General features: G+C 71.9%; 24 protein-coding genes and 1 pseudogene. 10 read left to right on the top strand and 15 right to left on the bottom strand.

The features are described from left to right. Nucleotides 1-26: 26 nt before the first annotated feature. The 5 genes from ACFVYA_RS18495 to ACFVYA_RS18475 all read left to right on the top strand — a co-directional run bounded on the left by ACFVYA_RS18495 (nucleotide 27) and on the right by ACFVYA_RS18475 (nucleotide 5017). Nucleotides 27-1205: a glycoside hydrolase family 3 N-terminal domain-containing protein gene (locus ACFVYA_RS18495; protein WP_387046385.1), complete on the top strand. Its 1179-nt coding sequence runs from the start codon at nucleotides 27-29 to the stop codon at nucleotides 1203-1205. 57 nt (nucleotides 1206-1262) lie between these two features. Then, the gene (locus tag ACFVYA_RS18490; protein ID WP_387046384.1) at nucleotides 1263-2687 is read left to right on the top strand and encodes a serine hydrolase domain-containing protein; all 1425 of its coding nucleotides are present in this window, start codon (nucleotides 1263-1265) and stop codon (nucleotides 2685-2687) included. A gap of 24 nt (nucleotides 2688-2711) precedes the next feature. Further along, on the top strand, nucleotides 2712-3425 hold the full coding sequence (locus ACFVYA_RS18485) for a MerR family transcriptional regulator (RefSeq protein ID WP_285986210.1): 714 nt from the start codon (nucleotides 2712-2714) through the stop codon (nucleotides 3423-3425). Nucleotides 3426-3696: 271 nt separating this feature from the next. Beyond that, the gene (locus ACFVYA_RS18480) at nucleotides 3697-4566 is read left to right on the top strand and encodes an oxidoreductase (protein WP_285986211.1); all 870 of its coding nucleotides are present in this window, start codon (nucleotides 3697-3699) and stop codon (nucleotides 4564-4566) included. 43 nt (nucleotides 4567-4609) lie between these two features. Then, nucleotides 4610-5017: a hypothetical protein gene (locus ACFVYA_RS18475; RefSeq protein WP_285986212.1), complete on the top strand. Its 408-nt coding sequence runs from the start codon at nucleotides 4610-4612 to the stop codon at nucleotides 5015-5017. Here ACFVYA_RS18475 and ACFVYA_RS18470 read toward each other — a convergent pair. Continuing rightward, the gene (locus tag ACFVYA_RS18470) at nucleotides 5011-6372 is read right to left on the bottom strand and encodes an MFS transporter (RefSeq protein ID WP_387046381.1); all 1362 of its coding nucleotides are present in this window, start codon (nucleotides 6370-6372) and stop codon (nucleotides 5011-5013) included. The genes ACFVYA_RS18475 and ACFVYA_RS18470 overlap by 7 nt on opposite strands. Before the next feature lie 109 nt (nucleotides 6373-6481). Between ACFVYA_RS18470 and ACFVYA_RS18465 the strand changes: the two genes are divergently transcribed. After that, nucleotides 6482-7429, top strand: a complete 948-nt coding sequence (locus ACFVYA_RS18465) for an Lrp/AsnC family transcriptional regulator (RefSeq protein ID WP_387046379.1) — start codon at nucleotides 6482-6484, stop codon at nucleotides 7427-7429. A gap of 85 nt (nucleotides 7430-7514) precedes the next feature. Here ACFVYA_RS18465 and ACFVYA_RS18460 read toward each other — a convergent pair whose 3' ends face one another. Next, nucleotides 7515-7691, bottom strand: coding sequence for a zf-HC2 domain-containing protein (locus ACFVYA_RS18460; protein ID WP_103336984.1), 177 nt, complete (start codon nucleotides 7689-7691; stop codon nucleotides 7515-7517). 314 nt (nucleotides 7692-8005) lie between these two features. Here ACFVYA_RS18460 and ACFVYA_RS18455 point away from each other — a divergent pair, with 314 nt between their 5' ends. Beyond that, nucleotides 8006-8254: a hypothetical protein gene (locus ACFVYA_RS18455; protein ID WP_285986215.1), complete on the top strand. Its 249-nt coding sequence runs from the start codon at nucleotides 8006-8008 to the stop codon at nucleotides 8252-8254. 306 nt (nucleotides 8255-8560) lie between these two features. Continuing rightward, nucleotides 8561-9577 carry a glycoside hydrolase family 19 protein gene (locus ACFVYA_RS18450; protein ID WP_387046410.1) on the top strand — a complete coding sequence of 339 codons (1017 nt, stop codon included), beginning with the start codon at nucleotides 8561-8563 and terminating at the stop codon, nucleotides 9575-9577. Nucleotides 9578-9616: 39 nt separating this feature from the next. On the opposite strand, the gene ACFVYA_RS18445 is transcribed toward ACFVYA_RS18450, so the two are convergent. The 9 genes and pseudogenes from ACFVYA_RS18445 to ACFVYA_RS18405 all read right to left on the bottom strand — a co-directional run bounded on the left by ACFVYA_RS18445 (nucleotide 9617) and on the right by ACFVYA_RS18405 (nucleotide 19129). After that, complete coding sequence (locus ACFVYA_RS18445; protein ID WP_387046377.1) at nucleotides 9617-10363, bottom strand: thioesterase II family protein; 747 nt, start codon at nucleotides 10361-10363, stop codon at nucleotides 9617-9619. Nucleotides 10364-10479: 116 nt separating this feature from the next. After that, the gene (locus tag ACFVYA_RS18440; RefSeq protein WP_387046375.1) at nucleotides 10480-11298 is read right to left on the bottom strand and encodes a carbohydrate-binding protein; all 819 of its coding nucleotides are present in this window, start codon (nucleotides 11296-11298) and stop codon (nucleotides 10480-10482) included. A 78-nt stretch (nucleotides 11299-11376) separates the two neighbouring features. Then, nucleotides 11377-12204: an AraC family transcriptional regulator gene (locus ACFVYA_RS18435; RefSeq protein ID WP_285986218.1), complete on the bottom strand. Its 828-nt coding sequence runs from the start codon at nucleotides 12202-12204 to the stop codon at nucleotides 11377-11379. Nucleotides 12205-12406: 202 nt separating this feature from the next. Next, nucleotides 12407-13552 carry a thioester domain-containing protein gene (locus ACFVYA_RS18430; protein WP_387046373.1) on the bottom strand — a complete coding sequence of 382 codons (1146 nt, stop codon included), beginning with the start codon at nucleotides 13550-13552 and terminating at the stop codon, nucleotides 12407-12409. Between the two features lie 194 nt (nucleotides 13553-13746). Beyond that, entirely contained in the window at nucleotides 13747-14571 is an 825-nt protein-coding gene (locus ACFVYA_RS18425; RefSeq protein WP_387046371.1) for a serine hydrolase, read from the bottom strand. A 109-nt stretch (nucleotides 14572-14680) separates the two neighbouring features. Then, a complete protein-coding gene (locus ACFVYA_RS18420) occupies nucleotides 14681-16177 on the bottom strand; it encodes a cellulase family glycosylhydrolase (protein WP_285986221.1) in 1497 nt (498 codons plus the stop codon). A gap of 212 nt (nucleotides 16178-16389) precedes the next feature. Then, the gene (locus ACFVYA_RS18415) at nucleotides 16390-16893 is read right to left on the bottom strand and encodes a hypothetical protein (RefSeq protein WP_387046369.1); all 504 of its coding nucleotides are present in this window, start codon (nucleotides 16891-16893) and stop codon (nucleotides 16390-16392) included. A 98-nt stretch (nucleotides 16894-16991) separates the two neighbouring features. Continuing rightward, nucleotides 16992-18077: pseudogene (locus ACFVYA_RS18410) on the bottom strand (GTP-binding protein); the annotation flags it as partial. Between the two features lie 143 nt (nucleotides 18078-18220). Then, entirely contained in the window at nucleotides 18221-19129 is a 909-nt protein-coding gene (locus tag ACFVYA_RS18405) for an aminoglycoside phosphotransferase family protein (RefSeq protein ID WP_387046367.1), read from the bottom strand. Nucleotides 19130-19199: 70 nt separating this feature from the next. Here ACFVYA_RS18405 and ACFVYA_RS18400 point away from each other — a divergent pair, with 70 nt between their 5' ends. After that, entirely contained in the window at nucleotides 19200-20276 is a 1077-nt protein-coding gene (locus ACFVYA_RS18400) for a sensor histidine kinase (RefSeq protein WP_387046365.1), read from the top strand. Between the two features lie 97 nt (nucleotides 20277-20373). Next, entirely contained in the window at nucleotides 20374-21657 is a 1284-nt protein-coding gene (eno, locus tag ACFVYA_RS18395; protein ID WP_387046363.1) for a phosphopyruvate hydratase, read from the top strand. 40 nt (nucleotides 21658-21697) lie between these two features. Here eno and ACFVYA_RS18390 read toward each other — a convergent pair whose 3' ends face one another. Genes ACFVYA_RS18390 through ACFVYA_RS18375 form a run of 4 tightly spaced genes read right to left on the bottom strand, consistent with a single transcriptional unit; the run spans nucleotide 21698 to nucleotide 24949 of the window. Beyond that, nucleotides 21698-22129: a S26 family signal peptidase gene (locus tag ACFVYA_RS18390; protein ID WP_387046362.1), complete on the bottom strand. Its 432-nt coding sequence runs from the start codon at nucleotides 22127-22129 to the stop codon at nucleotides 21698-21700. Continuing rightward, complete coding sequence (locus tag ACFVYA_RS18385) at nucleotides 22126-23949, bottom strand: ABC transporter ATP-binding protein (RefSeq protein ID WP_387046360.1); 1824 nt, start codon at nucleotides 23947-23949, stop codon at nucleotides 22126-22128. Before ACFVYA_RS18385 ends, ACFVYA_RS18390 begins: the two co-directional genes overlap by 4 nt. Further along, the gene (locus ACFVYA_RS18380) at nucleotides 23946-24449 is read right to left on the bottom strand and encodes a TlpA family protein disulfide reductase (protein ID WP_387046358.1); all 504 of its coding nucleotides are present in this window, start codon (nucleotides 24447-24449) and stop codon (nucleotides 23946-23948) included. The genes ACFVYA_RS18385 and ACFVYA_RS18380 overlap by 4 nt, the downstream gene beginning before the upstream one ends. After that, complete coding sequence (locus tag ACFVYA_RS18375) at nucleotides 24449-24949, bottom strand: MauE/DoxX family redox-associated membrane protein (RefSeq protein ID WP_387046356.1); 501 nt, start codon at nucleotides 24947-24949, stop codon at nucleotides 24449-24451. The genes ACFVYA_RS18380 and ACFVYA_RS18375 overlap by 1 nt, the downstream gene beginning before the upstream one ends. Between the last annotated feature and the right edge of the window lie 43 nt (nucleotides 24950-24992).

The raw sequence follows: 24992 nt of genomic DNA, 5'->3' as shown, positions 1-24992 counted from the left end.
GGACACACCGACGAGTGAAGGGACCGATGAACCGCCGAAGTCTTGCCGCCCTTGGGGTGGCGTTCTCCATCGTGGCCGGGTGTCTGCTGGTCGCGGGCCTGCAACCCCGGATCGTGTCCGGGCTGGCGGTGCCGCTGACCTCCGATCGGGCCGTTCCTCCGCCGGCGGCTCCTCCTCCCACTCCGTCCGTCCCCACCTCACGTCTCGATCGGCCGGACGACTGCGCCCCGCTGGTCGGCGGGCTCGACCTCCGCGCCCAGGTCGCGCAGCTGGTCGTCGTGGGCGTCTCCGGCGACGACCCGGCGGCCACGGTGTCGCTGGTCCGCGATCACCAGGTCGGCGGGATCTTCATCGGGGGTAACGCAACAGCGTTGTTGAAAGATCGTTCCCTGGCCGCGGTCCAGGCCGTGGCCCGGGTGCCGGTGGCGGTGTCGGTCGACGAGGAAGGCGGCCGCGTCCAGCGCATCGACGACCTCGACGGCGACCTGCCCTCGGCCCGGACGATGGCCGCCACGAAGTCGCCCGCCGAGGTCCGCGCGCTGGCCGCCGAGCGAGGCCGCCAGCTGCGTGCCCGCGGGGTGACGGTGGACTTCGCCCCGGACACCGACGTCACGGGCGCCCCGGACGACGACGTGATCGGCGACCGGTCGTTCAGCCCGGACCCGGCCCGGGTGAAGACGTACGCGAAAGCGTTTGCGGAGGGCCTTCGCGACGGGGGTGTCCAGCCGGTGCTGAAGCACTTCCCCGGCCACGGCCACGGCTCGGGCGACTCCCACAAGGGCACGGTGGTCACGCCGCCGCTCGACAAGCTGCGCGCGCTCGACCTGGTGCCGTACCGCGGCCTGGCCGACTACGGCCCGGTCGCGGTGATGGTCGGCCACCTCGACGTGCCGGATCTGACCGGCGGCCTCCCGGCGTCCCTTTCGCCGGCGGCGTACCAGCTGCTGCGCGGCGAGTTCGCGTTCACCGGCCCGGTCGTGACGGACGACCTCGGGGCGATGAAGGCGATCACCGCGCAGTACCCGCTGCCGGAAGCGGTCCTGAAGGCCCTGCAGGCCGGCGCGGACGAGGCGTTGTGGTCCTCCGGGGGCCGGGTGGACGAGGTGCTGGACCGGCTGGTGAAGGCCGTGCAGACCGGCGAGCTGCCGAAGCCGCGGGTGCAGGAGTCGGTCACCCGGGTGCTCCGGGGCAAGGGTCTCTGCTGAAGTTCCGGGACCGCCGGCTTGACCCTGCCCCAGGGGGAGGGTTCGACGATGGTTCGCATGACCGAGAACGCCCTGCACACCATCGAAGCCCGGATCCGCGAAGAGATCGCCGCCCGCTGCGAAGCCGACCACATCCCCGGGTTCGTCGCCGGCATCCACCACGCGGGCGAACAGGTCGTCTTGGCCCACGGCACCGCGAACACCACCACCGGGGCCCCGATGCGCGAGGACACCGGATTCCTCTTCGGCTCGGTGACCAAGGTCCTGACCACCACGCTGGTCCTCCAGCAGGTCGAACGCGGGCGCCTGGACCTCGACGCGCCGGTCGTGAAGTACCTCCCGGAATTCGCCCTGCGCACGCCCGGCGCGGCGGGCCGGATCCTCGTCCGGCACCTGATCTCGCACACCAACGGCATCGACGCGGACCTCTACTTCCCCGGCGCATCGGGCCGCGACGCCCTGAAGACGTACGTGGCGGGCCTGGCGAACAGCTGCGGCACCCTCTTCGAGCCCGGCGAGCAGCTCAGCTACTCCAACGGCGGCATGATCGTCGCGGGCCGGCTGCTGGAAGTGGTGACCGGCGTGAGCTTCCCGGAGCTGCTGGCCCGCGACGTCTACGCGCCCGCCGGCATGAAGGACTCCGCCACCTCGGCCGCGCAGGCCATCCTGCGCGGTACCGCGATCGGCCACTTCCCGGACCCGGCCACCATGACGGCCCGGCCGACGGACATGTTCATGCTGCCCGACACCTGGGGGCCGGCCGGTGGCACGCCGATCGGCACCGTCACCGACCTGCTCGCGTTCGGGCGCACCCACCTCGCGGGCGGGGTGTCGCCCACCGGTGCCCGTGTCCTCTCGGCCGGGTCGGTCGCGCTGATGCAGCGGGTGTCGCACGACATGGCGACGCCGAACGTCCCGCCGATGGGCCTGGGCTGGGTCCGGTACCCGTTCGGCGGCACGACCGTGCTGGCCATGTCGGGTGCGTCGCCCGGTGGCGTGGCCATCCTGTGCGTCGTGCCCGGGCACGACCTGGTCTTCACGGCCTTCGGCAACACTCCCGGCGCCATCGTGCTGCAGGACCGGATCCTGCAGCTGCTCCTGCGCGACCACCTCGGAGTTCCGGTGCCTGCCGTGCTCACCGAGCCGGCGCCGGACGTCGACCTCGCGCCCTACGTGGGCACCTACCGCTCCGACCAGCTCCGCATCGACGTCAGCGCCGTCGACGGCCGGCTTGAAGAACGGATGACGTACGAGCCGGCGGACGAGGCGCAGGAGCGGATTTTCACCGCGTTCGCCGGCGGGACGACGTCGGCGCCACCGCAAAGCTACGTGCCGATCCGCCCGGGGCTCTTCGCGCCCGCCGGCTACCCGCCGGAGACGTTCGACGGCTACCTCCGGCTCCTGCTCGTCTCCTACCACGACCTCCGCGACGGTCGGGCGCGCTTCCGCAACGGCGGCGGCCGCCTGACCCGGCGGGTCTGACCGGTGCACTGGAAGGATGCGCGCATGATCACGATCGGCCGGCTCGCGGACTACGCCGGGGTGACCGTCAAAGCCGTGCGGCACTACCACGAGCGCGGCCTGCTCGCCGAGCCCGGCCGCGACTCGTCGGGCTACCGGCGCTACACCGCGCAGCACGCCATCGACCTGGTCAAGATCCGGACGCTGGCCGCCGCGGGGGTGCCGCTGGCCCGGATCAAGGACCTCCTCGACGCCGACGAGGCCACGCTCGCCACCGCCATCGCCGAAATCGACGACGACCTCGAGGAGCGCATCGCGCAGCTGCGGCGGACCCGCGGCCAGCTCGCCCAGCTGCGCGGCGGCGACCGGCTCTTCGTCTCCCCGGAAGTGGCCGCCTACCTGGACGACCTGCGCGAGCTCGGGGTCAGCGAGCGCCACCTGCGCCTGGAACGCGACGGCTGGATCCTCATGCAGACCGCCTCGCCCGAGGACGCCGCCCGGTGGATCGCCGAGAAGCGGGATCTGTTGGCCGACGCCGAATTCCGGGCCCTTTGCGTCGAGCACGACGCTGCTTACGACTGGCCGCCGGATGATCCTCGCCTGCCCGGCCTCGCGGAACGCACGCGGAACTGGTTCGCCGAGCGGCCGGAATCCGCCGCGGCCGGCAACCCGGACATGGCGCGGTTGGCCGCGCAGTCCTTGCCCGGCGGGTCTTCGCCGGCCTGGGATCGTCTTGCCCGGCTGATGGAAGAGCGGTGAACTCTCGGCCGGCGGGGGCGTTTTCGGTTGTGTGGAAGGAATCGTCGCAGTCACACCAACGACGGTACCGAACACGAGTTCGAAGGTCACCGCTGAATCGGGTGAACCTCGCCAAGGAATTCCGGAGGAGATTTCCCTGGTGGCACAAGGGAAACAGCAGCGTGGCGACGTGAGAAGCCCCCGATTTCCACGCTACCGGTTACCACCGACAAAAAGGGGAAGCCGAACGCGGCTAGACTTTCCCGCGACGGCACCCGGAGCAAGGAGCGGCATGGCGAACCTCGGCGGCACCTTCACCCTCGGCGGCGAACTTTCGGTGACCCGCATGGGTTACGGCGCCATGCAACTGGCCGGCCCTGGCGTGTGGGGGCCGCCGAAGGACCACGACACCGCCGTCGCCGTGCTGCGGGAAGCCGTCGACCGCGGGGTCACCCACCTCGACACCAGTGACTACTACGGCCCCCACACCGTGAACGCCCTGATCAAGGAAGCCCTGCACCCCTACCCCGAATCGCTCGTCATCGTGACGAAGGTGGGGGCGCGGCGGAGCGCGGACAAGGGCTGGCCGCCCGCGCTGTCGGCCGCGGACCTCACCGAGGCCGTGCACGACAACCTGCGCAACCTCGGTGTCGACGCGCTCGACGTCGTCAACCTGCGGCTGAGCAACGCGGCCGGTGACTACCCCGTGCCGATGTCGCTCGCCGAGCCCTTCGGGGTGCTCGCCGAACTGCGCGAGCAGGGGCTGATCCGGCACCTCGGCGTCAGCCACGTCAGCGCCGAGCAGCTCGACGAAGCGAAGGCGATCGCGCCCGTCGTCTGCGTGCAGAACCAGTACAACCTCGCCCACCGCGAGAACGACGACCTCGTCGACAAGTGCGCCGCCGAGGGGATCGCCTTCGTGCCCTACTTCCCGCTCGGCGGGTTCAGCCCACTGCAGTCGGGGCTGCTCGACGACTGCGCCGCGCGGCTCGGTGCCACGCCGATGCAGGTCGCGCTCGCCTGGCTGCTGCAGCGGTCGCCGTCGATGCTGCTCATCCCCGGGACGTCGTCGCCCGGGCACCTGCGGGAGAACCTCGCCGCCGCCGATCTCGAACTGCCCGCCGACGTTCTCGCCGATCTGGACCGGATCGGCACCGCCTGATCGCTACGCTGAGCGCTCGGACAGGCACGAGGACGGAGAAGCCGTGGCGGAGTGGGGCGATCTGGTCGCTTACATCAGGCAGGCGTACCGGGTGGTGCGCGACGAGCCCGACGAGCTGCGCATCCGCCTGGTGTTCGGTGACGATCCCGATACCGAGCAGCGGGCGCAGATCGTCGTGATCGCCCGCGAGATCCTCGACCAGCGCGAGGACTGGGTGCAGATCGCCACGCCGTTCGCCCGGCACGAGGAGGTCGACCTCCTCGAGGTGCTGACCGAGGTCGGCGAGGCGATCGTGGTCGGCGGGATCGCGGTGATGGGCGAACACGTCGTGCTCCGGCACTCGCTGCCGCTGATCAACCTCGACATCAACGAGTTCATCGATCCGCTCGAGCTGGTCGCCGGCGCGGCCGAACTGCTGGAGCAGCAGTTCACCGGCCGCGACGACTACTGAGTTTCCGGGGCGTCGCCCCGGGCGGCGGGCTCCGCCACCCCGACCCCCTGGCGAGTGTTGAGCGGAACCACCGCCACCGCAGCGGCCACGGCGAGCGCGGCACCCAGGCCGAGCGCCGCGGCCGCCGTGCCGGTACCGAGGTAGAGGCCGCCGAGCAGGGCGACGCCCAGGGTGCCGCCGAGCTGCTGCACGGCGTTGAGCAGCCCGGCGGCCGAGCCGGTCTCGTGCGGCCGGACCCGGCTCAGGGCGGCGGTGAAGAACGGCACCGTGAAGGTCCCCATCCCGAGCCCGCACAGCGCCAGCGCCCACGGGTAGGCGCCCACCCCGCCGGCTTCCATGGCGAGGACCCCGGTCACCAGGAGGGCCAGCCCGGCGAACATCACGCGCGAGCCGAACTTCGGCACCAGCCGGGCGCCGGCGATGAACGACGACACCGCGAGCCCCGCCGAGAGCGGCAGCAGCGTCAGGCCCGCGGTGCGGACGTCGGCGCCGAGGCCGAGCTGGAGCTGCATCGGCACGACCTGCATCAGGCCGGTCATCACCGCGAAGAACAGCAGTGACCCGGCGAGCGCCGCCGGGAACCCGCGGTGGGCGAACAGGCTCGGCTCGACCAGCGGCGCGGCCGCGCGGCGCTGCTGGAGGCCGAACACGACCAGCAGCACGGCCCCGGCCGCGAGCAGGCCCCAATCCATCCCCGCGGGGTCGATCAGCGGGTAGACGAGCAGCCCGGCCCCGCCGACGACGAGCAGCGTGCCGGTGACGTCGAGCCGGGGCCGGGTGGCGGCGCGATCCTCCCGCAGCAGCCGCGCGGCGAGGAGCACCGCGAGCCCCAGCGGAACGTTCACCAGGAACACCGCCCGCCACGACACCGCCTGCGTCAGCAGTCCTCCGAGCAGCGGGCCGGTGACCGCGGACAGGCCCATGACCGGCCCGATGGTGCCGAGCGCCTTGGCGAGTTCGGCGCCGTCGAAGAGGGCCCGGATGAGGCCGATGGTCTGCGGGATGATCAGCGCGGCCGCCGCGCCCTGCACCGCGCGGGCCGCGATCAGCGGCCCGGCGGCCGGGGCGGCCGCGCACACCAGGGACGCGAGCACGAAGCCCGCGACGCCGAGCTTGAAGACCTTCGCCCGGCCGAGGATGTCACCGAGCCGGCCGCCGGTGATGAGGAAGACGGCGAAGGGCAGCGTGTAGGCCGCGCTGAACCACGGGATGCCGGCGGTCGGGCCGCCCAGGTCGGCGTGGATGGCCGGGCCGGCGACCTGCACGATCGTGGCGTCGAGCAGGTTCATCGCCTCGGCGACGAGCAGTACCGCCAGTGCGGCCCAGCGCCGCCGGTGACGCGTGATGGTCGGCAAGGGTGTCTCCTTTCGTTCGGCACCCACCCTGACGACCCGGCCGTCACTCGTTCCACTTGTCAGCGTTGGTTGGCGGATTTCTTCCTTCCAATCCGGTTCAATGAGGGATATGACCATCCTGGACGCTGTCGATCGCGCGCTGATCCACGCGCTGCACCTCGACGGCCGGGCGCCGTTCACGAAGATCGGCGACGTCCTCGGCGTCTCGACGCAGACGGTGGCGCGGCGCTACCGGCGTCTCCGGGCGGAGGCCTCGCTGCGCGTCGTCGGCCTGCCGGACCCGCAGCGGGCGGGGCAGGCCGAATGGATGGTGCGGCTGACGGCGACGCCGCACACGGCGCAGGACCTCGCCCAGGCGCTGGCGCGCCGCGCCGACACGGCGTGGATCAAGCTGATGTCGGGCGGCACGGAGATCTGCGTGAACGTGCACACGCCGGCCGCGAGCGACCACGCGCTGCTGCTGCGGGACATCCCGCGCACGGCGAGCATCACGGCGGTCTCGGCGCACCAGCTGCTGCACCGCTACTTCGGCGGGCCGACGGCGTGGCTCGGCCGGGCGAACGCCCTCGACGCGGCCCAGATCGCGGCACTCACGCCGGTGCACGCAGGCCCCGGCAAGCCACTGACCGCCGACGACGACGCCCTGATGGCGGCCCTGCAGCGCGACGGCCGCGCGGGCCTGGCCGAGCTGGCGACGGCGACCGGGTGGTCCGCGGCGACCGTCGCGCGCCGCCTGGCCGACCTCCAAGCGGGTGGCACGATGTTCTTCGACCTGGAGATCGCCCCGGAACCACTGGGCGCGACGACGCAGGCGCTGCTCTGGATGGCGGTGGCGCCGGCCAAGCTGGACCGGGTGGCCCGGACGCTGGCGACCCACCCGGAGCTCGCGCTCGTCGCCGCGACGACGGGCCCGGCGAACCTGGTCGCGCAGGCGCTTTGCCCGGACGCGGCCGCCCTGCACCACTACCTGACCCACCGGCTCGGGGCACTGGACGCCATCCGGACCCTGGAGACGGCGCCGGTGCTGCGGACCGTCAAGGCCGCCGCCTCCCGCTGAGGGGTACGCGGGTTCAGCGCAGGTCAGACCGGTTGCCGCTGAGGCCGGCCCGTGCCCCCGGAGACCGGCAGTTCCCCGGCGCGTCCTAAGTGGACTTGACGTCGACCAGGTGGTCCAGCATGCCGCGGACGGCCTCGAACTCCCGGACCTCCTGGCGGCAGTCCGGGCACGCCGAGAGGTGCCGCTCCACCCGGGCCGTCTCGGCGGCGTCGAGCAACCCCAGGCTGTACGCCCCGAGGTCGGTCCGGTCGTACCGGCCCATGGATCGCGTCTCCGTTCCGCGTCCCGTGAAGAACGCCCGCACTGTCCCGATGTCTCCAGGGTCCTGAGCGGGACGCGCCGTCGGCGAAGTTCCGCGGTTTTCTACCCGAACGGCCGACAACTTCGGACGGCGAACAGCCCATGTGAGTGACAGCAGTGGTCACGCATTTCACTCGCGCGAACACGGAACGCTTTTGTGCCGCCGACTTCGCCGATTCGGCGTCATGGGTCCCCGGCTCGCTCGTCGGACTGGCGTCGGACCGGGATTTCCCGGCTTCGACCTGGGCAAGAAGGCGATCCGAAACGAGGAGAGCGATGACCGTACGGAGCCACCGGGCGGACGACGTCGTTGATGAGGTCGGGGTGTGGCTGGCCGGGGAGTTCGCGGGGCGTCTCCCCGCATCGGAGATCGACCGCGTCGTCCGGACGACGCGGCTCGACCTCGAGGGGAGCATCGCGTCGGAGGAGCTCGGGGAGATGCTCCACCGGCTGGGCCGGGCGAGGTTGCAGCGCATCCTGCACATCGTCCCGGCCGCGCAGCTGAGGATTCCGCAAGCGCGGTGACGTGCCGGGCGGGCCACGCGGCTTCGGTGCCGCGTCGCCCGCCCCACGACCCGCCCGTTCTCCAGGCGCCGCCCCGGGAAGGGACGTTCGCGCACAACCCTTGCCCGCGGCACCCGAGCGACCTTGACTGGACTAGACCAATCTGCTCTAGTGACCGGTGTCACGTTCGTCTCGGCCGGATGAGCACACCCACCTTCGACACCGGGCGCCTGCGCGCCCGGGTTCTGTCGTGGCCGAAGGAGTGAGCGAGTCTTGAGAAGACGCCTTGTCGCGGTCCTGTCCGCTGTTGCCGCCGTTGCCGGGCTCGTGTTCGGCGTGCCCGCCGTCACCGGGCACGCTTCGCAGGCGGCCGCCGCCTCGTGCAGTGCGCCGAACTGGGTGGCGGGCCAGTGGTACGACGTCGGCGCCGTCGTGCGGTACACCAACGGTGGCTACTACCGCGCCAAGAACGCCAACCCGGGCTACGACCCGGTGATCAGCACCTGGTACTGGGAGCCCTACAGCTGTGACGGCGGCGGCGGTACCACCTGCAGCTACCCGAACTGGGTGGCCGGCCAGTGGTACGACGTCGGCGCGATCGTGCGGTACACCAACGGCGGCTACTACCGCGCCAAGAACGCCAATCCGGGCTACGACCCCGTCATCAGCACCTGGTACTGGGAGCCGTTCAGCTGCGGCGGCGGCACCGATCCCGGCAACCCGGGCGCCTTCGTCGTGAGCGAAGCGCAGTTCAACCAGATCTTCCCGGGCCGGAACTCCTTCTACACCTACAGCGGCCTCACCGCGGCGCTGTCGGCCTACCCCGGCTTCGCCACCACCGGCAGCGACACCGTGAAGAAGCAGGAAGCCGCGGCCTTCCTCGCCAACGTCAACCACGAAACCGGTGGTCTCGTCTACATCGTCGAGCAGAACACCGCCAACTACCCGCACTACTGCGACTGGAACCAGCCCTACGGCTGCCCCGCCGGCCAGTCCGCCTACTACGGCCGCGGCCCGATCCAGCTCAGCTGGAACTTCAACTACAAGGCCGCCGGTGACGCGCTCGGCATCGACCTGCTCGGCAACCCCTGGCAGGTCGAACAGAACTCGGCCGTCGCCTGGAAGACCGGGCTCTGGTACTGGAACACCCAGAGCGGCCCCGGCACCATGACCCCGCACAACGCCATGGTCAACGGCCGCGGCTTCGGCGAAACCATCCGCAGCATCAACGGCTCCATCGAGTGCAACGGCGGCAACCCGGCCCAGGTCGAGAGCCGCGTCTCGAAGTACCGCCAGATCACGTCGATCCTCGGCGTCGACCCCGGCGCCAACCTGTACTGCTGAGCCGGCGGGCGGGCGGGGGCCACCTCCCCGCCCGCTCGCTCAACCGGCGAGCCGTCCGGCGATCAGCCGGATGACCGCCGCCGCTTGGTCGTTCAGGTAGAAGTGGCCGCCGGGGTACGTCTTGAGCTCGAAGCTCCCCGACGTCCGCTCCGCCCACTGCCGCGCCTCGGCCTCGGTGACCTTCGGGTCCTGGTCGCCGACCAGCGCCACGATCGGGCAGCCGACGTCGGGCCCTGGCCGGTAGTGGTAGAGCTCGGCGGCCTTGTAGTCGCTGCGCAGCGCGGGCAGCACGAGGCTGCGGAGGTCTTCGTCGTCCAGCACCGCCGTGTCGGTGCCGCCGAGCCGCTTGACCTCGGCCAGCAGGGCTTCGTCGTCCTTCTCGTGGATCCGCTCGTCGCGGTGCGCCGACGGCCCTCGCCGCCCGGAGACGAACAGGGTGAGCAGCTTCGTGCCCCGCGCTTCGAGCCGCCGCGCGACCTCGAAGGCCAGGCTGGCGCCCATGCTGTGGCCGAAGAAGGCCACCGGCCCGGTGATCTCCGGGGCGAGCACGTCCGCCAGCCGGTCGGCGAGCACGAACAGGTCGTCCACCGGGGCTTCGGTGTGCCGGTCCTGCCGGCCGGGGTACTGCACGGCCAGTACCTCCACCGCGGGCGCGAGCGCCGCCGAAACGGAGTGGAAGTAGCTCGCCGATCCCCCGGCGTGCGGGAAGCACACGAGCCGCGCCGACGCGGACGGTGCCGGGTGGAAGCGCCGGACCCACTCCGAGGCGTCGAGGGAAATCGTCATGGCCCCCAATCTGGCAGGCCGCCGGGCCGGCGTCGACCCCCAAGGTGCGCAGCCCGCGGCCCGGCAGGGCCCCGGGATGCGGCCGGGGCCCGCCGGTGCCGATCAGCCGGGAACCGTCACTCCGCCCGCCACAGCGCCGGGACGGCCGGGGGTTCCCAGCCGGGCTGCGCGGTGTGCGCCTGCAGGCAGACGTAACCGCGGCCGCCGTAGGTGACGCGGGCGCCCCCCGCGTACGCGGTGCCCACCGCCCAGGAGGTGCCCCCTGGCGGGGTGGACGAGGTCGGCGTGGGCCGGGTCGACGTCGGCGTCTGCGGGACGTCGAGCACGAAGTCGAAGGCCGCTTCCTTCGCGGAGCCGTTGTCCCGCACGGTCATCAGCAGCCGCGCGTCGAAGATCGTGTCGGTGTTGTTGCGCGGCTCGCCGGGGAAGTAGAGCTGCGTGGTCAGCACCGGCCGGCCGGGTGCCTGCACCTTCACGTGGATGTGCCGGGTGCGGCCCGGGTAGAGGCCCGGCACGATCGTGGACAGCGTGAACGCGCCCTGGGCGTCGGTGTACTGGTGCCCGCGGAAGGTGTAGCCGACGTTGTCGTAGGCGCCGTTGACGTCCGCCTGCCAGAAGTCCAGCAGCGCGCGGCCGACCGGCAGGCAGGCCCGCCCGAAGACGTAGCCGGTCACGGTCAGCCGGGTGCCCTGGGTGCCGGGCGTGACGAGGCTGGTCCGTTCCGGCGAGTTCGGCTTGAAGTACGGCCCCTCGGTCTGCTCGATCGTCGGATCGTCGTCGTCGTGGCACGCCGGCGTCAGCTCCGGTGCCGTGCCGCCGACGGCGTTCGCGCGGGCCAGCGCCGGGCCGCCGAGCAGCGCGACCGGCGCGGCGACACCCGCGGCGAGCGCGACCTTGAGCACCGTCTTGCGGCTGAGCTTGTTCTCTTCGTCCATGCCTGCTCCTCGTGGGGAGGTCGGGGATCCCCTCGAACGTAGGCAGCGCACCGGGCGGGCGGCGATGGACTGGATCGGTCAGTCGTGGTGCTTCTCCCCGCCGCGCCGGAAGTCACCGGGGCTCAGCCCGGTCTCGCGGCGGAAGAACCGGCAGAAGTAGGCCGGGTCGGCGAACCCGACGCGGCTCGCGACCTGCCGGACGGTGAGGTCCGTCCGGAGCAGGAACCGCTGCGCCTCCCGGGTCCGGGCCTCGCGCAGCAGCTGCGCGGCCGTGCGGCCGGTCGCGGCCTTCACCGCCTCGGTGAGGTGGCCGGGGGTGACGCCGAGGCGTTCGGCGTGCGCGCGCACCGACCACGGCCCCGGTCCGGGGCGGCCGGTGAGCCGGACGAACTCCGCCGCCACCGCGCCGGCGGGTGCGGGCGGCGGCGTGCCCAGCAGCCGTCCCGCCCGCACGACCAGGACGTGCACCAGCGCCCGCAGCACCGACTCGGTGCTCTCGCCACCGCGGCGGTACTCGTCCTCCAGGTCGTCGATCAGCCGCGCGACGCGCGCGTCGGCGTGGCCGTCCAGGTGCAGCCACGGCCGTTCGCTCAGCCGCCGCAGGAGCTCGCGATCGGCGGGGTGGTCGAGGAGGAAGTCGTCGGTGAACAGCACGACGTGCCCGGTGAGGCCCCGGACGCCGGCCCACTGGTGCACCTGCCCGGGCGCGATGACGCCGAAGTGCGGCGGCCGCAGCGGCCAGCTCGCGGTGTCGACGACGTGCGCGCCGGTGCCACCGGTGACGTGGACGAGCTCGTGGAACGTGTGCCGGTGCGGGAAGTCCGCGCGGGACAGCGGCCCGATCGCGTCGAACGTGCCGACGGCGAACGGGAGCTTGTGCGGGGCGGGCACCTCCAGCCGGTGCATCGGCAGCTCCCCCGGCCGCGGGGGCCGGCAGGGCGTTCCGGGCGGAACCGTCGTACCGCGCATGGCCCGGAAGTTTATGCCGCGCCACGCGCGATTCGCCGGTTTTGCCCCGATAATCGCAATCCGATCGTCGGGTACCGGACAGCAGAACGGGGCTGGTCCACAGTGGACCAGCCCCGCCCGGTGGTATTGCGTTACGGCGTCACGCGCGGCTGCGGCGCCGGTTGACCAGCAGCATCAGCGCGCCGCCGCCGAGCAGCAGGCCGCCGATGCCGAACGGAACCGCGGCGTCGACACCGGTGTTGGCCAGCTCGCCGCCGCCGGAGGGCGCGCCGCCGGGCGTGGTCGGCGGCGTGGTGCTCGGGGCAGCGGGCGTCTCGGACCAGCTCGCGGTCGCCTTCGCGGCCACCTCGGTCTTCTCCGAGTCGGCAACGATCAGCGACTGCGCCGGGTGCTTCGCGTAGTTCTCCGCGACGAACAGGCGGCCGGTGTCCAGCTCGCCGGTGGCCTTGAGCGAGAACGAGCCGTTGCCCGGCTTGGTGCCGGCCGGGACGTCGAGGAACAGCTTGCTGCCGTCCTTGACGTCGGCGACCTTCAGCTCCTTGCCGTCGGCGTCGGTCACCTTGACGCCGTCGGGCAGCTCGGTGGTCAGCGACGTGACGGTACCGTTCGTGGCGACCTGGAACGGGCCGATCTTGGTGCCGGCCTTGCCCTCGGTCTTCGGCCCCGCGATGTCCAGGGCCGGCTTCGGCTGCGCGCCGATGCCGGTGTTCTGGTCGCCGATGAGGTAGCTGTAGAGCGCCGAGACGTCGGCGTTGGCGTTGGCGTCGTCGCTCTCCTTCAGCGGCTTCTTCAGATCGAGGTTCACGCCGTCACTGAAGTGCCACGCCGCGGCCTGCGTCCCGGTGATCGCCTCGAACTCGGAGAGGCCGTCGTGGACCTTGACGCCCTGCTTGGCGAGCTCGGCTGCCACCGCGTCGAGCCCGAGAGCCGGGTAGCCGTGGTGCAGCACCCAGTTGATCTTGGCGCTGTTCTTGTTGAACGGCGAGCCGGCGTCCGGGTACTTGTTCCAGGGCGTCTCGAGCATGTCGACGTCGTCGCGGACGTTGGTACCGAACTCCACGCAGTAGAGCTTGAGCGTCTTGCCGTCCGACAGCTTGAAGCTGAACAGCTTGGCGAAGGGGTCACCCTGGTCGGTGTTGACCCGATAGGCCTGGGTGGACGTGGCGTAGTCGACCCGGCCGCGCGCCGCGCCGTCCGCGAGGGCGGACGGGGCGCTGACCATGACACCGGCGGCCGCGGCGAGCACCGCGATCCCGCCACGCACGAAAGCTGACCTGACCTGCATAAATCTCCTATCCGAGACCGAACCACGCCGGTACGGCCGCGTGAGATCACCAATCCCGACCACGGCGGCCACTGATTCGGGTGAGTGATCACCCGGTCAAGCGAATGGCAGCATACACAGACCTCACAGCGGGCTACGCACGGTGCCCCCATAAACACCATTCACTTCAAGAATCCCCTGAATGGGGCGCGAATTCAGGCGCCGAAATACCCGCCGAACAGGATTTCGGCGATCTTCGTGGTGGTCTCCTTGCCGACCGCATCGCCGTCGGAGATCACCCGGGTGTCGTTCATCAACGCCAGGGTGTACCGCTCGCCCGGCCCCGCGAAACCGACGGAGTTCATGATCCAGGAACCGTCGTCGTTGTCGTCCGACCAGCCGTTCTTGTTCCCCGGCCGGGCGGCGGACCCGGCGCCCCAGACCCCCCATTGCTGGTTCGCGTCCACGGTGCGCAGTTCCCCGACCAGGTAGTCGCGGTGGCGCGCGGGCAGGGCCAGGACGTATTCGATCAGCCGGTCCAGGTCGTCCGCCGTGGTGCGGATCCAGCCCCAGTGGTGCGGGTGGCGATCACTGAACCGCATGTCGGCCATTCCGTATGCCGGAAATCGCCGCGCGAACTCGGCCTCGCCGCCGAACCGCGTCCACAACGCGTGGGCGGCGGCGTCGTCACTGGAATGGAGCATCCGGTGCACCAGGTCCCGGTCCTCGGCGGTCAGCTTGATCGCGCCGGAGTCCTCCCGGAGCAGCAGGTCGACGGCCATGGCCAATTTCGGCGTCGAGCAGGCCCAGATCAGCGTGCCGGCGGCCGGGCTGCGGTGGACGGCGCCGGTCCAGCGGTCCCGGAGCACGATCCCGGTCACCCCGGGCCGGCTGTCGGCGTAGGCCTGCGCCCGCGCGATCCGCGCCCGCAGTTCCGGGCCGAAGGGGTCACTGCCCCGCGGGCCACCGCCCCCGCCGGCGGCCGGCGACGGCGCCAGCGCGAAGGCCGCCAGCAGCGCGGTGAGCAGGAGCTTGCCCATGGAGTCTCCCGGGTGGAGGCGAGCGGGTGTTTCCGCCCTGAAGACTCGCACGGACGACGGGGTGCCGCGAGCGTCGCCGCCCGCCGCACCCCGCTCGCGCGTACCGCCGCTACGGGTGGACGGTCAGGAGGTGGGCCCGGAAGCCCTCGCCGTAGGTCTTGGTGGGCGTGCCGGCGTAGTCCTCGATCAGCACGTTGCCGCCGCTGCAGCCCCACGGGTTCCACGTCCAGGCCGTGTAGCCGAGGTTGTGCGCGTCCAGCCAGGCCACCACCTGGTCGATGTAGTCGTGCCCGCAGCTGTTCTGGCCGATCTCCCCGGCCTGCACCGGGACCTGGGCCGCGACCGTCCCGATCTGGCTGTCCCAGCAGGACACCGTGACGCAGGCGTTGAAGTTGTACGAGTGCCAGGACGCCATCAGATTGCCCGCCGGGTCGGTGGGCCGGTAGGCCAGCCACTGCGTGAGGTCGTTGGTCCAGGTGAGCCCTGCGGTCATCACCACGTTCTTGGCCCCGGTCGCGCGGACCGCGTCGACCAGTTCCTGCATCCCCGCGACCGGGTAGCCGATCCCCGTGCACGTGCCGCCGTCACGCAGGCACTTCCACTCGGCGGCCGCGTCGGACCAGCCGCCGGCCGCGTCCGGGTAGGGCTCGTTGAACAGGTCGAACACCACGGCGTCGTCGCCCTTGAACGCGGTCGCGACCTGGCTCCAGAACGTCGGCGTGTACTGCCGGTCGGGCATCGGCTTCTGGCAGGTCGCGTTGACGTCGGTGCAGGCGGAGGAGTTCCCGGTGTACTGGCCGTGCGTCCAGTGCAGGTCCAGGATCGGGTTGATCCCGTTGGCCACCAGCAGTTTCGCGTAGTCCTTGACGGCCTGCTGGTAGGGGGCGCCGCTGGGCGAGCCGGACAGGCCGAGCCAGCAGTCCTCGTTGAGCGGGATCCGCACCGCGTGGATGTTCCACGCCTTCATCGCGTCGACCGACGCCTGGTCGACCGGGCCGCTGTCCCACATGCCCTTGCCCTGCACGCAGGCGAACTCGCCGCTGGCCCGGTTGACGCCGAGCAGCCGGTAGGTCTTCCCGTCGGCGGTGAGCAGCTTGTTGCCCGAAACGTGCAACGCGGGCGCCGGACCCGGCGGCGGCGTCGTGGTCGTGGTCGTGGTGGGCGTCGTCGGGAGCGTGATCGGGGTCGTCGCCGTGGTCGGCGGCGTTCCGGTGCACGCGGCGCCGTTGACCGCGAAGTCGGTGGGCGTGGTGTTGGTGCCGCTGTAGGAGAAGTTCGCGCCGGTGTTGACGGAACCACCGGCCGGGATGGTGCCGTTCCAGCTCGCGTTGGTCACGGTGACCCGCTTGCCGGACTGCGTCCACGTGCCCATCCAGCCCTGCTGGAGGGTCTGGTTCCCGGCGTAGGAGTAGGTCAGCGTCCAGCCGTCGACCGCCGCGGCGCCGACGTTGGCGATCCCGACGGCGAGGCTGAAACCGCTTCCCCAGTCGTTGGCCGAGTAGGTGACGCGGCAGGCGAACGCGGCGCTCGTCTCACGCGCGGACGACACCGCGGTCGTCGACGTCACGACCCCGGCGGCGACCGCGAGCCCCGCAACCGCAAGCACGGCAGGACGTTTTCCGGCTCTTCCCCACATCGGCACTCCCTTGTGCACACTGACGGCGGAAGCTTCTGGGAGCGTTCCCAGAGCACGTCCACACCGTCGCTTCCCGGCTCCGGGTTGTCAATCGCCAACGCAGACAAAGCGGCTGATTGAGGCGAACAGCGTCCGGCGCGTTCACCCATCGAACGCAGACGTCTCCTCCGGCCGGAGGCCCCCTACGGCCGCCACGGACGGTAGCCGCCGGGCTCGGCCGTGAAGACGGCTTCCCCCTGGCCGAGGGCCGGCAACCGGCGCCGGAAAACCGCCGTCGCGGCCGCCGGGAGCGTGCCGCGCAGCCGGGCGACCCCGGCTTCGACCGCCGGCGGCTCGCACACCGCCTCGAGCTTGGCCAACGCGATCACCGCCGTTCCGGCGGCGTGCTCGGGCACTTCGAGGTCGAACCGGTCCACCGGCTCGTACACGCGGGTCCGCGCCCGCGCGAGCGCCAGCGAGAGCAGCCGCGCGGTGACTTCGCGAAAACCACCGGCCGTGCTGAGCGGGGGCTGGAACCCCGAATGGGTCAGGGTGACGACGCAGTCGGTGACCTCCCAGCCGTGCGGGCCGCACCCCGCCGCGCGGTACACCGTTTGCTCGATGGCGGTGTGGAAGGCCCGCGGGAGCGAGCCGCGTTCGACGGCCAGCTCGTACCGGACGCCGCTGCCGGTCCGGCCCGGAGCCACCCGCAGCCCGACCGTGGCGACCGGATCGGTGGGGCGAACCGGGCCACCAGGCCGAAATCTTCGCGCAGCCGCTCGAGGAGCACTTCGATCTGCACTTCGCCGTAGGTCCGGACCGACAAGGCGCCGCGGTCGGCCCGGAGGCCGAGCAGCGGGTCCTGGTCGCACAGCTCCCGCAACGCCCGGTGCAGCCGGGTTTCCTCGCCGGGCCGCGCGGTGACGACCGAAACGAGCCCGGGCAGCGGGAACAACCCGGCGTCCGCCACGCCGTCCGGAGAACCGAGCCGGTCGTCGACCCGGACGTCACCGAGCCCGGAAAGCCGGACCAGGTCTCCCGCGGCCGCACGGGTGACTTTGGCGCCCGCGAGTGTCATCGCCGTTATCCGCCGCCGGCTCCGCTCGACCGTGCCGTCTTCGGTCCGCCGGAAGAGCTCCACCCGGTCGCGCACCTGCAGCGTCCCGCCGTGCACGCGGGCGTAGGCGATCCGGTCGCCGCCGCTGCCGCGCTCGACCTTGAACACGGTCGCGCGGAGCTCGGCGCCCGGCACCGCGGTGGGCAGGAGGTCCACGATCGCGGTCACGAGCTCGGGCACGCCGGCGCCGGTCACGGCCGAGCCGAGGAACACCGGAAACGCCTCGCCGGCCGCCACCTGACGGCGGAAAAGGTCATCGGCGATCCGCGGCCGGCCGCGCACGGTGATCTCCGCGCCGCCCGCCCCCTCGACGGTCACCATCGGCACCATCGCGCGCGACAGTTTCTTCCGCAGGCTTTCGAGCACCGCGGCCGGGTCGGCGCCGGCCTGGTCGAGCTTGTTGACGAACACCAGCGTCGGCACGCGCAGCCGGTGCAGGATGCGCCAGAGGATCCGGGTGCTCGCCTGGACGCCGGCGGACCCGGAGACGACCAGGACGACGCCGTCGAGCACGCCGAGCGCCCGCTCGACCTCGGCGACGAAATCGGCGTGCCCCGGTGTGTCGATGACGTTGACGGTCCGGTCGCCGGCCCGGAAGGAGACCACACCGGTGCTGACCGTGATGCCGCGACGCCGTTCGATGTCGAGGGTGTCGGTTTGGGTGTTGCCGTCGTCGACGCGGCCGAGCGCACCGACCGCGCCGGTGTCGAACAGCAGCCGCTCGGTCAGGCTGGTCTTACCGGCGTCGACGTGGGCGAGAATCCCGATGTTCACCGAGGTTTCGGACAAAGAGCACTCCAGATGCCGCAACGCGTACGTGGGACTCGGCGGTGTTGCGGATCTGGCGCATGGTGCCCCCTTGCGGATCGATCAGAGCCGTCCGACCGTAGCCGACCGATCGGCGGGGGAACAACGGATTAACGGCCGGTCGAGTATTCGGTGAAGATTTCGCCGAGGACGCGATGCGCTTCCCCGGCCTCGTCGCCGGTCCGGGCCGCGGACACGAGCGTCTTCCAGAGCGCCCAGCCGCGTCCGCGCGCCCACGTCTCGTCGTCGACGGACAGGCGTTCGCGGAACGCTCGCCTGCCGTCGGCGGTCAGCAGCGTCCAGGCGATGGCCGTGTCGCAGGACGGGTCGCCGACCCCGCAGGTCCCGAAGTCGATGACGGCGGTCAGGTTCCCGCCGGCGAGCAGGAGGTTCCCGGCGGCGACGTCACCGTGGAACCAGACGTCCCGGCCGTCCCAGCGCGCCGCCAGCGCGGTCGTCCAGATCTCGCGGGCCAGGCCGGCGTCGATCCGGCCGTGCAGCGCCGCGAGCGCGCGCTCCGCCTGTGGCTCGTAAGTGCGCAAGGTGGCGCCCCGGAACCAATTGTGCTTTCCCGGCTGAGGCCCGTCGGCGGCCTCGACGTCCTGCAAAGCGGCCAGGAATCCGGCCAGGTCGACGGCAAAGCGGACGGGGTCGGAAATCCGGTCGGGGCGAGCGGGTTCTCCGTCGATCCACGGGTAGACCGACCACGGAAAAGGGTAGTCCGCACCCGGACGCCCGTTCGCCAGCGGGACCGGAATGGGCAGCGGCAACCGGGGCGCGAGCACCGGCAGCCACCGCTGTTCCTTGTCGACCGCCAACGCGTATTCGGCCGCACTGGGCAGCCGCGCCACCATTTCGCCGCCGATGTGGAAGGTGAAGTTGTCCCACCCGCCGTGGGAAACGGGCCGGACCGGAAGGGCCGCCCACTGGGGGAACTGCTCGTCGATCAACCGGCGCACCAGTTCGGCGCCGACGGTGCGGCGCCGGGGCACGGGACCGAGGTCAGGGATTTCGTTCACCGCGGCGTCTTCATCTTGATCACGGAGAAACAATATGCCAGCGATATCCCGCGCTGCCTACGATCCGCTCGTGAACAGGCGCCCCGGGCTCAGCGCGCGACTGAAACTCACCCTCAGCTACGCCGGGTTCCTCATGCTCGCCGGCGGAGTGCTGCTCGCCGTCGTGCAGGTGTCCCTGCTGCGCTATGTGCCGGACAACGACCAGGGCCTGCTCGGGATCGCTCCGAACCGGTACCTCCTCACGCGCATGTTCGCTCCCTCCGCGGCCACCGCACTCGGTTTCCTGCTGGTGTTCGGGCTCCTGGGCGGCTGGCTCCTCGCCGGCCGGATGCTCGCCCCGCTCACCCGGATCGCGGACGCCGCCCGGCTGGCTGCGCACGGGTCGCTGTCCCACCGCATCCGCCTGACCGGCCCCTCCGACGAGTTCCGCGAGCTCGCCGACGTCTTCGACACGATGCTCGAACGACTCGAATCCCAGGTCGGCGAGCAGCAGCGCTTCGCCGCGAACGCCTCCCACGAACTGCGCACCCCGCTGGCCGTTTCGCAGGCCATCCTCGACGTCGCCGGCCGGGACCCGGCCTACGAACGGGGTGAGCTCATCGATCGGCTCCGCACGGTGAACACGCGGGCGATCGACCTCACCGAGGCCCTCCTGCTGCTCAGCCGCAGCGACCGGCGGCACTTCACCCGCGAGCCCGTCGACCTTTCCCTGGTCGCCGAAGAAGCCGCCGAAACGCTGTTGCCGCTGGCGGAACAGCGCCGGATCACGCTCGGCGTCACGGGCGAGCCGGTCCACACGGCCGGGTCCGCCGCGCTGCTCGTGCGCATGGCGACGAACCTCGTGCAGAACGCGATCGTCCACAACGTCCCGGACGGCACGGTCACCGTCCACACCGAACGACGGCGCTACGCGAGCGTGCTGCTGGTCGAGAACACCGGCCGCCCGCTTCCCCCCGAGCTGGTCCCGACCCTGACCGAGCCCTTCCAGCGCGGGACCCGGCGCACACGCACCGACGAGCACGACGGCGTCGGTCTCGGGCTGGCGATCGTGCACAGCATCGTCCGGGCCCACGACGGGATGCTCGAGCTGGCTCCCCGCCCGGCCGGTGGCCTCCTCGTCACGGTCCGGCTCCCCGCCGGCCGGTAAATTTTTCGGGATCGATTCAGTAAATTCTGCTAGCCTCGCCACGTCTCGCGGCTCACCGTGGCGCCGCTCCCCGCTCGACGGACTCACGAGGAGTGCGATGACTGCCATTGTCCGCGTCAAGGGCCGCGAAGTGCTGGACAGCCGGGGTAACCCGACCGTCGAGGTCGACGTCGAACTGGCGGACGGTTCGCTCGGCCGGGCCGCGGTGCCCTCCGGTGCCTCCACCGGCACCCGGGAAGCGGTCGAGCTGCGGGACGGGGACAAGTCCCGGTTCCACGGCAAGGGCGTGCGCAAGGCCGTCGACGCGGTCAACACCGAGATCGCCGAGGCGATCGTGGGCCTGGACGCCGAGGCGCAGGCGACCGTCGACCGGACGCTGATCGAGCTGGACGGCACCGCGAACAAGGCCCGGCTCGGCGCGAACGCCACCCTGGGGGTGTCGCTCGCCGTGGTCAAGGCGGCCGCGGCCGCCAATTCCCTGCCGCTGTACCGGTACGCCGGCGGCGTGTTCGCGCACCTGCTGCCGATGCCGATGATGAACATCATCAACGGCGGCGCGCACGCGGACAACCCGATCGACTTCCAGGAGTTCATGATCGGCCCGGTCGGCGCGACGACGTTCGCGGAGGCGGTGCGGATGGGCTCCGAGGTGTTCCACACGCTGCGCAAGGCCCTCCACGACGCCGGGCACAGCACCAACGTCGGCGACGAAGGCGGCTTCGCGCCCAACCTCAGCTCGGCCGACGAGGCACTGGAGTTCGTGCTGCGGGCCATCGAGCAGTCCGGCTACACCCCCGGCGAGGACATCGCCCTGCTGCTCGACCCGGCCGCGTCGGAGTTCTACACCGGCGAGGTCTACGACTACACGGGCGAAGGCCGCAAGCGCAGCGTCGAGGAGCACGTCGCCTACCTCGCCGACCTGACCGCCCGCTACCCCATCGTGTCCATCGAGGACGGTCTCGCCCAGGACGACTACGCCGGCTGGAAGCAGCTCACCGACACCATCGGCGAACGCGTCCAGCTCGTCGGCGACGACGTCTTCTGCACCAACGTGAACCTGCTGGCCGACGGCATCGAACGCGGCATCGGGAACTCGATCCTGGTCAAGGTCAACCAGATCGGCACCCTCACCGAGACGCTGACCACCGTCGAAACGGCGCACAAGGCGGGCTACTCCGTGGTCATGTCCCACCGCTCCGGCGAAACCGAGGACACCACGATCGCCGACCTCGCGGTCGCCACCAACTGCGGCCAGATCAAGACCGGTTCGCTGTCCCGCGCCGACCGCACCGCCAAGTACAACCAGCTCATCCGCATCGAAGAAGAGCTCGGCTCCGAAGCCCGCTACGCGGGTGCGAGCACGATCAGCGGCCGCCGCTGAGCTCACCGCGGCCCGGAGGCACCCGGACCTCCGGGCCGGTTCACCCGCGGGACACGTGGCGCACCACCACGCCGACGATCTGCTCCCGCGGCACGAACCCGTAGTGCCGGGAATCCCAGCTGCTCGGCCGGTTGTCGCCCAGCACGACGGCGCAGCCGCCGGGCACCACCTCGCCGCCGAGGCCGTGCACGTCCGGCTCGGCCCAGCCGGGCGGGAGGCGGTCGCCCGCCACCGCCACCACGCGCTTGAGCAGCAGCTGGTCCCCTGTCGGCGCTCCGCTCGGCAGCTGAGGGAAGCGCATGAGGGCCACCTGGCCGCGGCGCGGGCGGCGGGTCCGGCGCACCAGGACCCGGTCGCCGGACAGCAACGCCGGGGCCATGCTCGGACCGTCCACTGTGGTCATGATCAGCCGCCGGCGGGCGGCGAACACGCTGCCGGCGATCAGCAACCCGAGAAAGACCGGTCCTTTCACGACACCGCCTGGTAGCCGTCGGCCTGCAGGCGGAACAGGCGCGCGTAGCCACCGTCGGCGGCGAGCAGGCTCTCGTGCGTGCCCAGCTCGCTGATCCGGCCGTCCTCGAGCACGGCGATGCGGTCGGCGTCGCGCACCGCGCTCAGCCGGTGCGAGATGAGCAGGCTCGTCCGGCCTTGCCGGTGCTCGCGGATGCGCGCGTGCACCTCCTGTTCGGCCTCCGGGTCGAGGCCGGAGCTCGGCTCGTCGAGGATCATCAGGTCCCGGCTCTCCCGGACGAGCGAGCGGGCCAGCGCCAGCCGCTGCCACTGCCCGCCGGAAAGCACCACCCCGGTCGAGGTGTCCTCGGTGCCGATCTCGAAGATCCGGGTGAGCGGTGTGTCGTAACCCTTCGGCAGGGCGGCGATCCGCTCGTGCGCGCCCGCCCGGGTCGCGGCGTCCACCAGCCGGGCCCGGTCGTCCAGCGCGGACAGCTCGCCGAGCCCGATGTTCTCGGCCGCGGTCATGTCGTAGTTCATGTGGTCCTGGAAGACGGCGCTGATCCGCTGGCGCAGCAGGGCTGGCGGCAGGTCGCGCAGGTCGACGCCGTCCCAGAGGATCTGCCCGCGCGTCGGGTCGTACATGCGGCACAACAGCTTCACGAGCGTGCTCTTGCCCGCGCCGTTGAGGCCGACGAGGGCGACCGCCGCACCGTGCGGGATGGCGAGGTCCACCCCGCGCAGCACCCACGGGTGGTCGTCGCTGTACCGGAACCAGACGTCACGCAGCTCGAGCCCTTGCCGCAGCGCGGGAACCGTGTCGCGGGAACCGCTCGGCAGATCGGGTTCCGCGTGGACCACGGCGACGTAGTGCGCGAACGACAGCAGCCGGGCCTGTCCGCCGGCGATCGACGACGCCAGCGTGCCCAGCGCGGCCTGCACCCCGGCGACGGCGGCCACGAACATCGAGACGTCGCCGGCGCTGAGCGACCCGTCGTACGCCGAGGTGATCGCCCACCAGAGCCCCGCCCCGGCGACGGCCGCGCTCAGCGCCGTCAGCCCGCCCATGGTCCACAGCTCCCGCTCGTCCATGCGGCGCTGGGCTTCGTTGGCGCTGCGGCGCTCGTCCATCAGCCGGGCGCGCAGGAACGCCCCGATGCCGAACAGCCGGATTTCGGTCGCGGCGGGGATGCCGGTGAGTAGCTGGCTGTAGAAGAACTCGCGCCGGGTGAACCGCTCGATGCGCCACTCCACCGCGGCCCGGCGCCGGGCCAGCAGCAGTTCGGCGAGCAGGGCGGGGATCGCGGCGGCGAGCACTACGCCGGTCATCGCCGGGCTCAGCAGGAGCAGCGAGCCGAGGAACCCGGCCAGTGAAAGCGTCCCGCTGAGCGTGCCGCCGACTCCGTCGACGATTTCCGGCATCCGGCCGCAGCTTTCCTGGGCCAGGCGCAGCCGGTCCTGGTAGGCCGGGTTCTCGAAGGTGCGCAACCCGACTTGCCTGCCCAGCGCGGCGAACAGCCGGTCGGTGGCGACGGTGCTGGCCGCGCGGCCGATCTGCGCGCGGACGTAGTGGACGACCACGGGCAGCGCGGCGACGGCGAGCCCGGTCAGCACCAGGGCCACGGCGAGGCCGCCGACCGCGCCGGTGCGCTCGACGAGGCGGTCGAGGACGAGTTTGGTGAGCCAGGCGGTGGCGATCGGGGCGGTGGCCGCGGCCGCGGTCATGGCCACCAGTCCCAGCAGCCGTGCCGGTCCGGACCGCCAGAGCAGCCGGGCGGCGGCCGCGCCCGCCGCCCGTACCTGCTCCGCGCCGATCCGGTGGTCCGGTTCCCCCACGGTCACCGTCCGGCGGGCACGGGCAGTTCGTGCACCCGGCCGGCGGTCGCGGTCACCCGCCCGGCCGCCACCACGTACAACGCGGGCGTCCAGGTGTTGCGGAACGCGGCGGCGACCGGGCCGCCGTCCAGCTCGGCCGTCACCACGTGGGCGACCTCGGCGAGCGCGCGCACGGTGTCCGGCTCTTCGCCGCCGAAGACGGCGAAGACGTGGTCACGGCCCTGTGCGCGGGCGTAGGCGAGGAAGTCCGGCAGGGTGTCGTGACAGGCGGCGCAGTCGGCGGAGAAGAACGCCACCGTGCCCTCGAGCCCGGCGGCGGTGAGCGGCTCGCCGTCGGTCGTGGTGACGGCGAACTCGCCGACGGCCGAGCCGGGGCGCAGCGCGAACGGCGGCTCGGACCTCGCGGCGGGCTGAGCTCGCATCCGGCGCAGGATCCCGACGGTCAGGAGCAGGTTCAGCAGGCACACCACGCCCAGCAGCACCAAGGTGGCGACGACGTAAGGCATCAGGAACTCCTTGCGAACACGACGGCGATGTCGTCCATGGCGACGATGAGCACGGCCACCACCACCCCGGCCGCGAAGGCGATGGCGGCTCCGGCGACGGGCGGCTGGTGCGCCGGCGCGAGCGCGCCGAGGACGGCGAAGCAGACCAGCAGGGTGTTGCGGACCAGGTGGCGCGGGCCGATCGGGGTTTCGGTCGCGCCGAAGCAGCGGCACGGGGCACGCCGCCCGCGTCGCAGTGAAGCGGCGATGGCGGCGGTGAAGGCCAGCAGCAACGCCGATGCGAGGACGAAGCCGGCCACGGCGGTGACCAGCACGAGGACCGCGGAGGCCAGTTCAGTGCCCACCACGGCCACCGACACCGGCGTGACCCACTTGGCGGGCATCGGCACCAGCGCGGGCACCGAGCGCGCGAACCCGCGGAAGTCCCGCAGCTTCGAGAACGCCGAGGCGGCGAAGACCACGGCGATCACTGCCGCGCCGGCGGCCCGCAGGTACTCCATGTCACTCCATCCACGCCGGGCGGTGTCCGCGGGGAAGGCGGCG

It is taken from the genome of Amycolatopsis sp. NPDC058278 (assembly GCF_042881395.1).
In the GTDB taxonomy this organism is placed as follows: Bacteria; Actinomycetota; Actinomycetes; order Mycobacteriales; family Pseudonocardiaceae; genus Amycolatopsis.
This window is presented reverse-complemented; position numbering and strand designations above follow the sequence as displayed.

What these genes read in the sequence shown, in the direction of transcription:
- ACFVYA_RS18380 (WP_387046358.1), bottom strand. Translation starts at nt 24,449, where the DNA reads ATGCCTTACGTCGTCGCCACCTTGGTGCTGCTGGGCGTGGTGTGCCTG.
- ACFVYA_RS18465 (WP_387046379.1), top strand. Translation starts at nt 6,482, where the DNA reads ATGACCATCCTGGACGCTGTCGATCGCGCGCTGATCCACGCGCTGCAC.
- ACFVYA_RS18455 (WP_285986215.1), top strand. Translation starts at nt 8,006, where the DNA reads ATGACCGTACGGAGCCACCGGGCGGACGACGTCGTTGATGAGGTCGGG.
- ACFVYA_RS18485 (WP_285986210.1), top strand. Translation starts at nt 2,712, where the DNA reads ATGATCACGATCGGCCGGCTCGCGGACTACGCCGGGGTGACCGTCAAA.
- ACFVYA_RS18375 (WP_387046356.1), bottom strand. Translation starts at nt 24,949, where the DNA reads ATGGAGTACCTGCGGGCCGCCGGCGCGGCAGTGATCGCCGTGGTCTTC.
- ACFVYA_RS18490 (WP_387046384.1), top strand. Translation starts at nt 1,263, where the DNA reads ATGACCGAGAACGCCCTGCACACCATCGAAGCCCGGATCCGCGAAGAG.
- ACFVYA_RS18480 (WP_285986211.1), top strand. Translation starts at nt 3,697, where the DNA reads ATGGCGAACCTCGGCGGCACCTTCACCCTCGGCGGCGAACTTTCGGTG.
- ACFVYA_RS18440 (WP_387046375.1), bottom strand. Translation starts at nt 11,298, where the DNA reads ATGGACGAAGAGAACAAGCTCAGCCGCAAGACGGTGCTCAAGGTCGCG.
- ACFVYA_RS18425 (WP_387046371.1), bottom strand. Translation starts at nt 14,571, where the DNA reads ATGGGCAAGCTCCTGCTCACCGCGCTGCTGGCGGCCTTCGCGCTGGCG.
- eno (WP_387046363.1), top strand. Translation starts at nt 20,374, where the DNA reads ATGACTGCCATTGTCCGCGTCAAGGGCCGCGAAGTGCTGGACAGCCGG.
- ACFVYA_RS18495 (WP_387046385.1), top strand. Translation starts at nt 27, where the DNA reads ATGAACCGCCGAAGTCTTGCCGCCCTTGGGGTGGCGTTCTCCATCGTG.
- ACFVYA_RS18435 (WP_285986218.1), bottom strand. Translation starts at nt 12,204, where the DNA reads ATGCACCGGCTGGAGGTGCCCGCCCCGCACAAGCTCCCGTTCGCCGTC.
- ACFVYA_RS18445 (WP_387046377.1), bottom strand. Translation starts at nt 10,363, where the DNA reads ATGACGATTTCCCTCGACGCCTCGGAGTGGGTCCGGCGCTTCCACCCG.
- ACFVYA_RS18460 (WP_103336984.1), bottom strand. Translation starts at nt 7,691, where the DNA reads ATGGGCCGGTACGACCGGACCGACCTCGGGGCGTACAGCCTGGGGTTG.
- ACFVYA_RS18430 (WP_387046373.1), bottom strand. Translation starts at nt 13,552, where the DNA reads ATGCAGGTCAGGTCAGCTTTCGTGCGTGGCGGGATCGCGGTGCTCGCC.